This is a genomic window from Desulfurobacteriaceae bacterium (assembly GCA_039832905.1).
GTDB lineage: Bacteria > Aquificota > Aquificia > Desulfurobacteriales > Desulfurobacteriaceae > Desulfurobacterium.
The window spans coordinates 1-8182 of the sequence record JBDOLX010000011.1; the positions used below are offsets into that span (position 1 = coordinate 1).

An 8182-nucleotide genomic window follows, 5' to 3' on the forward strand; every position below is an offset into this window, starting at 1 on the left:
AGTAAGTTCTACCTTCTACTAAGAATCCAACAGTATAAATATATAAGCAGATCCTAAGAAAGGAAATTTGCAAGGTTTATCACAAACTTTCTTGATTCTGATAACTTCTGAAAGTATCCAAAACTTTTTTTGTGAATTTGATCTTGATATGTGTATCTCCAGATAACTTCCCAATCCTCTTCTTTTGAAAGAGAACCTGTTATCTTACAATCACAGACAAGTTTAGGTATCCACTTCCCTTCTGCTTTAAAGAGGAAATAGTAATTAGTGGTTGGGTTTTCCTCTTGTTCAATACGGTAAAGATACTTATCAAGTTTTTCATAAATTCTTGATTTCTCCTTCCACTCTAACTTTTCCCAATCTTTGTTAAAAACACCTAAAATCACAAAGTTTTCAGTAGCACCAACGATACTATGGTAGTCTGCAAGATTAAACCCATCTCCCGTAAAGATAATTCTTGTAGTCTTTTCCATCTTCTCCTCTCTTAATCAAATATCAATTTCATCTACTAATTCTCTTTCTTCTTCTGTTTCCAATTCTGAAAGGAAGTCTAAGTGTATGGGGTATAGTTGCATTCTTGTAGATTCGTAAAGGATTGTTTTTGGTATTCGTTTACAAAGTCTTTTTGATGAGGTATCTTTTTCCATAATCCCAGCTTCTATAAGTCTTTTTATGAGGATTTTCCTGCTAACTCCGAAAATTTCTGTTAGTTTATCCAATCTTTTAGGTGTTAGGTAGTTCTCTTCTTTTATAATTTTTTCAACTCCCATATCTTTCTCTTTTTGAACTCGTCTATAAACAAGAAAGTCTCCCTTGTATTCCTTAACTGTCTTTATGACTCGTCCGTGTATGTCTTCTTCTTCTACAAGCGTTTCTTTTGAAAATCCTTTTATTATCCTTTCTATCTTCTCTTTTAAGTTTTCTTCTCCAGAATAAACTTCTTCATTAAAGCTTCCAACTTCTTCTAAAGCTGTCCATAGTTCAGTAGTGTCAATTCCAAATAGTCTTCCTACTTCTTCCATTACTACCGAAACTGCTGCTAAAAACCTTACAAACTTTGAATCAAGTTTGCTGTATCCCTCTCTAAAGTCAAGTTCCCGTTCCTTGAAAGCTTTTATTATTCTTTCTTTGTTTCTTTCAAAATGTTCTATCCAAAGAGGTAAGAGATTTCCATAGTTTTCGTAAAGGTCTTCTACCAACCTTGCTAACTTATCCCCACCAAACTTTTTCTTTTCTACTGGAAATACTAAAAGTCTTCCTTTCAATCCTTCTCTATAATTATCAGAAGAATATGAAAGTATTTCGTCTATTCCTATTTCTGATGAAGTAAATATCACTCCTCTATACTTCTCTGCTTTTCGTAGAGTAAGATCAATATTCATTCTTACTCTGCTATCCCCTCCAACAAAGGAATATACAAAGTTAAGAAACTTCTCTACCCTCTTTTGAGGATTTCCATCAAGATCCCTTATTTCCTCAAGGTGTATGGGAAAGTCTTTAAACCTGCTAACAAAAGCTTCAAATCCTCCTTCTGTGAAGTTGAAACTTCTTTTAAGTTCTGGATGTGCATAGAAAGATACCACACTCTTTATTGCTGTTGTCTTACCACTTCTGGACTCTCCTTGAAGCATAATAACAAGGTTATAGTCGTTTTTTAGTAAAGGTTGAAGAACACTTGTAGTAACCCCCATAACCCATACAAGTCCTGCGTGAGGATACTGTTTAATTATGTTTTTGATAACTTCAATTTCTTTTTCACGACTACCTTGTCTTATCAACTTTTCTTTAATGTCTGGACTTATGAAAACGTCTATCGTACAAGTAGAAGGATGAACATAAACTTCTTCTCCATCTATTTTTCCCCAACCTAACCTACTGGAATAAGGACTGCTAAATATGTTATTTTTGTTTAGTCTTATGAACTTAGTTATGTAATTTTGAATTTTCTTTGCTTCACTTTCTGAAACTTGAATTCCTTTCTTGTTTAAAAACTTGCATAAAAGCTTATGAAAACTAATAACACTATACTCTATCTCTATTTTCTTCCCTGAAATAAAACTTAAGGTAGCTATATATCCCCCATCTATTTCATCTGCATTTTCTCTAACTTTTGTAACTACGAAAAACTCACATATAGATTCTCCATTACAGAGTAGTAAACCATTATTTTTCTCATATCCTTTCGGAATTGTTGGAATAAAGCCTATCCCAAATAAGTTCTCGTAGATCCTTAAGAATTCTTCCTGTTCCTCTTTTTTTAGCTTTTCTTCAAGTTCTCTTCTTTTCTCAGAAACTAACCTCTTAAACTCTTTTTCTATCTCTCTTTTTCCTCTTTTGTAAATCTTTTTTATTTCTTCTACTACTTCAAGAGGAAGTTCTGTTAAATGCTTTGCAAAACACTCCAAAACACTTTCAAAAGATAACAGTCCCTCTAACTTTTTCCCCTCTTTTTTGGTATACTTCATGAGAGGTGATACTGCTTTTTCCATTAACTTTTCTAAAGCTTTTTCTGGACTTACTCCCTCTTTCTCTTTTTTCACAAGATAATCGTCTATTCCCTTTCCTTCTTCTACACTCCAAACTAAACTTTTAACTTTTACTACTCCCTTTGATAGGAGATAAGAGTAAAGCTTTAGTTCTGCTTTAGCTACATTCACATTGTAAATTCCATCTGCGTCAAAAGCAATGAAAATCGTTTTGTCTTTTAGAGAAAGCTTTCTAAATGTGTTCTCATTCCAATTGTTTACTCCACCAAGTCCAACTGCTACATACTTTCTGTATTCTGTTTCTAACTTCTCAAGTTCCTGCTGTAGTTTTGCTGTCTTTTTCTCTCCTTCGGTTATGACAAAGACTGATTTAGGACTGCTTATCTTTCCTTCTACATCTTTCAAATAGTAAAGGTGGACAGTTTCCTCTAAGTGTTGCTTAGAAGGTTGCAGATACTTGGGTAAGCTATCTTTATTCTCCTGATAGTAAACACTTCCCTCATTCCACTCTAAAACCTTTACTCTTCCATACTTGACAGGAAGATGTTGGTAGGGTATTATATAACCGTCGGTGATTATTGGACTTCGCGTTTGTTTTTCTATAAGCGAACGGTGAATGTATTGTTTAAAGTTTTCAGGAGTTAGGGGGAGTATCCCCATTCTTTCTACTGTTTCTAAAATCAACCCTGATTCAGCTAAGTCATTTATAGATCTTTCTGAAAATTCCTGACATTCCAAGCTTTGTAAGGACAACCTAATAGGGAGATTCACGGGATCATTCTTCTTTCTTCTTTTCCATTCTTCTCTTTCTCTTCTCTTTTCTCTTTTTACAGCTATCATTTCGTACTTACCTCCTTTGTGTTTTACTGCATTTCTAATTGATAATATAGCATAAAATACAAGCAAGTCAATACAGATAATATTTCTTTAAAAAGATATATTCTCACTCTTCACAGAAAAGAAAAACTAAGAAAGCAAAGAACTATTAAGCTGTAATTTTTTTGTGTCTTTTCCTTTTCTAGTTAAAATAGCGATTACTATGAGGCTATTTAAGAGAAATGGTGTATGGTATGTAGAGATAGAGAGAAATATAAGAAGAAGTTTAAGGACGAAAAGTAGAGATGAAGCTTATAGGCTATTTAAAAGGTTACAAAGAGAGTATCTAAAAGGAAATATAGAGCGTTTTGTAAAAAAGAAGGAAGAGAAAATAAAAATTTCTCGGTTTATAAAAGAGTATCTTGATTGGTGCGAGTATGCAAGATCCAAGTGGACCTACAAGAAAGCAAAGTTTGTTTTAGGAAGGTTTTCTAAAGTTGTAGGTGATTTGTATCTTTCTCAGCTAAAAAGGAAACACCTTGATACCTATGTATCTTTTATGCTTAAGAATGGTTACTCTAAGGTAACCATAAACATTCACATAAGAACTATAAAGTCTGCTTTTTCTAAAGCAGTAGAGTGGGAGTATTTATCTGAAAGTCCTTTTAAAGGATACAAGCAACTAAAACAACAAGAAAGACCTCCTTCTTTTTTACTTCCAGAGGACATAAAGAGAGTGGAAGAGGTTATTTCCTCTCCTGAATGGTTAATAATATTTCGGATTTTTGTTTATACAGGAATGAGACTTTCAGAGGTTTCTAACTTAGATTGGAAAGATATTGACTTTGAGATGGACATCATTACTGTTAGAAAGAGTAAGAACTATAAGTCAAGGAATATACCTCTTCACCCTATTTTGAAGAAGGAACTTTTAAAGTGGAGAAAGGAAAGTGGAAAAGTTGTTAGATTTAACTATCACACTATCACCCATAAAATAAAAGAGTTTCTTGTAAAAGCTGGTTTTCCACATCTTAGGCTGCACGACCTAAGACATACTTTTGCTTCACTTCTTGTTATGAATGGAGTAGATTTAAGAACTGTCCAAATCTTATTGGGACATCAAGATTATAAGACTACAGAAGTCTATGCACATCTTTCTCAAAGACATCTTAAAGAAGCTATAAAAAAGCTACCTGTTTTTGGTTAAGGGAAAGGAAATCTCTTGTGGTTTTAATAACTACCATAAAACACACACATTTTTTATATTCAAACATAGTTGTTGCTTTTGGAACTCCCTTCATTCAAAAAAAAACACGAACTACTTCACGAACAACTTGCGAACAAAATGCGAACAATAATAGTGGAAGTCTTACAAGAATTCTTATACGTAAATAACTCAAAATCCCTTGGGCGTAAGCCCGTGCGGGTTCGATTCCCGCCCCGGGCACCAAACATCTAAAGTAAAGAATAACCTTGTCTCATATTGCTTTTCCAAAAGTGCCTTCTTCTATACTCTTCTAAGAAAAGAGAAGCTTTCTCAAAAGCTGTGCCAATATCATGTCCTTTAGCTAAAAATGACAAGACTGCAGAAGAGAAAGCACAACCGGTTCCTCTTATTACAAGACTATCCTTCTCATGTTTAATTTTTCTTAAGACGTTACCTCTCCTCATCAATACATCTTCTACAAGATTTTCGTTTAGTTTCTTCCCTTTTAAGATTACATATCCATCAAAGTTTCTGAGAGACTCCTTTAAAATTCTATACTCTCTCTCATTAGGAGTAATAACGGAAGAAACCTCTAAAATCGGTTCCAACACGGATACATTTTCTACAAAATCTTTCCCAAATGTTGGAGATAGAACAGGATCAAAAACCACAGGAACTTTTAAGCTACCAACAACCTTTGCAATTTCCTTGTTCACTCTTTCTTCTTTATGAGGAATCCCAATCTTCACACCTTTTATATCAAGTTCTTCTAGAACAAGGTTAAGTTGATTAAGAATTAATTTTTCATCCATAAACTCAAAAAGTTTCACACCTTTTGTGTTTTGGGCTGTGTTTACCGTTATAACAGAAGCTCCAAGGAAACCAAAGTAGTTAAAAGTCCTAATATCTCTTAATATTCCTGCACCGCCTGTTGGGTCAAAGCCAGCAATAGAAAGTAAAAACTCTTTCATTTTAAACCCCTTATTAGTATCATTTAAAAGCCAAAATCTTTTTAGTGGGGTAAAGCAATGAAATACAACTTTAAAGATATAGAAAAGAAATGGCAAAAGGTGTGGGAAGAAAAGGAAGTTTTTAAATCAAATCAAGATACAGGAAAAAAGAAATATTATGTTCTTGAAATGTTCCCATATCCATCCGGTCGCATTCATATGGGACACGTTAGGAATTATTCAATTGGTGATGTAATTGCAAGATTTAAAAAGATGTTTGGATACAACGTCATTCATCCAATGGGATGGGATTCTTTTGGGCTTCCTGCTGAAAATGCTGCAATAAAAAGTGGAGTTCATCCAAAAACTTGGACTTTAAATAACATAGACTATATGAAAAAAGAACTTAAAAAGCTTGGTTTTTCATACGATTGGGATAGGGAAATTACAACGTGTCTTCCTGAATACTACAAGTGGAATCAATGGATATTCCTAAAAATGCTTGAAAAAGGAATTGCTTATAGGGCTAAAGCATCAGTAAACTGGTGTCCATCTTGCGAGACTGTTCTTGCAAATGAACAGGTTGATGAAGAAGGAAGATGTTGGAGATGTAGCACCCAAGTTGAACAAAAAGAAATTGACAGCTGGTTTTTGAAAATTACTGACTATGCCGAAGAACTTTTAAATGACTTAGAAATCTTAAAAGGACACTGGCCAGATAAAGTTTTAGCAATGCAGAAAAACTGGATAGGAAAGAGTATTGGTGCAAAAGTAAAATTTGAAGTTCCTGAAAAAGGAAAAGAAATCGAAGTATTTACAACAAGGCCTGATACCCTATTTGGTGTAACATACATAGTTCTTGCACCAGAACATCCTTTAACCCTTGAGCTTTCTAAAGACACTCCACAAGAAGACGAAGTTAAAGCCTTTGTTGAAAAAATGAGAAAAACAGAGAAAAGAAAAAGAACAACTGGAGAACTTGAAAAAGAAGGAGTATTCTTAGGAGTTTATGCTGTTCATCCACTAACAGGTGAAAAAGTTCCTGTATATTCGGCAAACTTTGTTCTTATGGATTATGGAACAGGTGCTGTAATGTCTGTTCCTGCACACGACCAAAGAGACTTTGAATTTGCCAAAAAGTACGGTCTTCCAATAAAGGTTGTAATAACTCCTTCTGATAAAGAGTTAAAAGCTAGTGAACTTTCTGAAGCTTATACAGAGCCGGGAGTTTTAATAAACTCTGGAGAATTCACAGGACTAAAGAGTGAAGAAGCCAAAAAGAAAATTACAGAAAAGCTTGAAAAACTTGGTAAGGGTGAAAGAACAGTTCAGTATAGATTAAGGGACTGGAACATTTCAAGGCAAAGATACTGGGGAACACCGATACCTGTAATTCACTGTGAAACTTGCGGAATAGTTCCAGTTCCAGAAGAAGACTTACCGGTTGTTCTACCAGAAGACGCACCATTAACAGGAGAGGGAAGATCACCACTTGAAAGGGTTAAGGAGTTCATAAATGTAAAATGTCCAAAGTGTGGAAAAAACGCAAAAAGAGATCCAGACACTATGGACACTTTCTTTGATTCTTCTTGGTACTTTTTAAGATACTGTTCTCCAAAAGAAGAAAAACTCCCATTTAACCAAGAAGAAGCCTCTTACTGGATGGTTGTAGACCAATACATAGGTGGAATTGAGCACGCAGTTTTACACCTTTTATACTCAAGGTTTTTCACAAAGGTTTTAAGAGATTTAGGTTTCTTTAAAGCAGATGAAAACCACAGCCAATATCTATTTTTCAAAAAAGGAGAGCCATTCCAAAACCTTTTAACCCAAGGAATGGTTTGCAAAAGATGGGTTAGCGTTAGAAACCTTTTAAAAGCCTTTAACCTAACAGAAGAAAGTCCTGTTTCCGACCTTGTAAAAGCTTTAACTGGAAAAGATGCAAAGATTAACGAAACAATTGGTTCTTTAATGAAAAAACATCACATCACAATTGGGGATAATGCAAAATTACTTTTATCGACGGAAGAAGTTAGAAAATTCCTAGGAGAGGAAACATTTTATATAACTCTTAAAGATTTTGTGCCCTATAATAAAGAACTCAAATCTTTAATAATATCTATTAATTTTGAAAAAGGCAAAGCTACTTTTGGAATAGACAAGAAAGTTGATATCGATAACTGGAACATTCAACTAGACCATGAACTGTTAGAAATAGTTAACAAAGTAATATCGATAGATAGATTAAAAGATCTTGCAAAACTTGAGAGACAAAAACATCAAAAAGATTTTATAAGACAAATAATTCAACTTATATTCCAAAAACCTGATCTACCAAAAGAAGTAATAGAGTGGTTAAACGAAGTTTATTCCAAAGAATGGCAAATTGTCTTTTCCATATCTGAACTTAATTCTAAATGGTGTATTTCACCTAAGCAACACTCTTTAGAAGACATCATACAAGACCTTGAAGAAAAGTTTGGTGAAGTTTCAAAGATGAGTAAATCAAAACTTAACACAGTTGATCCTGATGAAATGATTGAAAAATATGGAGCAGATGCCACAAGACTTTATGTTCTTTTTGCTGCACCACCTGAGAGTGAATTTGAATGGAAAACAGAGGGAATAGAAGGGACTTATAGATTTTTAAGAAGAGTTTTCCAATTTGTGGTTGAAAACAGAGAGCTCTTTAATGAAAACTTTGAAGGCGAGATTTCAAAGGA

5 protein-coding genes are annotated in these 8182 nt (G+C 34.0%); 2 read left to right on the forward strand and 3 right to left on the reverse strand.

Annotation, left to right across the window (positions count from 1 at the left end):
• Nucleotides 1–53: 53 nt before the first annotated feature.
• Complete coding sequence (locus ABGX27_00350) at nt 54–473, reverse strand: hypothetical protein (GenBank protein MEO2067950.1); 420 nt, start codon at nt 471–473, stop codon at nt 54–56.
• Nucleotides 474–488: 15 nt separating this feature from the next.
• Nucleotides 489–3326, reverse strand: a complete 2838-nt coding sequence (locus tag ABGX27_00355; GenBank protein MEO2067951.1) for a DUF927 domain-containing protein — start codon at nt 3324–3326, stop codon at nt 489–491.
• A gap of 199 nt (nt 3327–3525) precedes the next feature.
• Between ABGX27_00355 and ABGX27_00360 the strand changes: the two genes are divergently transcribed.
• Entirely contained in the window at nt 3526–4509 is a 984-nt protein-coding gene (locus ABGX27_00360; protein ID MEO2067952.1) for a tyrosine-type recombinase/integrase, read from the forward strand.
• A gap of 248 nt (nt 4510–4757) precedes the next feature.
• Here ABGX27_00360 and ABGX27_00365 read toward each other — a convergent pair whose 3' ends face one another.
• Nucleotides 4758–5480, reverse strand: coding sequence for a hydroxymethylpyrimidine/phosphomethylpyrimidine kinase (locus tag ABGX27_00365; GenBank protein MEO2067953.1), 723 nt, complete (start codon nt 5478–5480; stop codon nt 4758–4760).
• A gap of 57 nt (nt 5481–5537) precedes the next feature.
• Here ABGX27_00365 and leuS point away from each other — a divergent pair.
• Nucleotides 5538–8182: leucine--tRNA ligase (gene leuS, locus ABGX27_00370; GenBank protein ID MEO2067954.1), on the forward strand; the 2645-nt coding region annotated here is incomplete at its 3' end.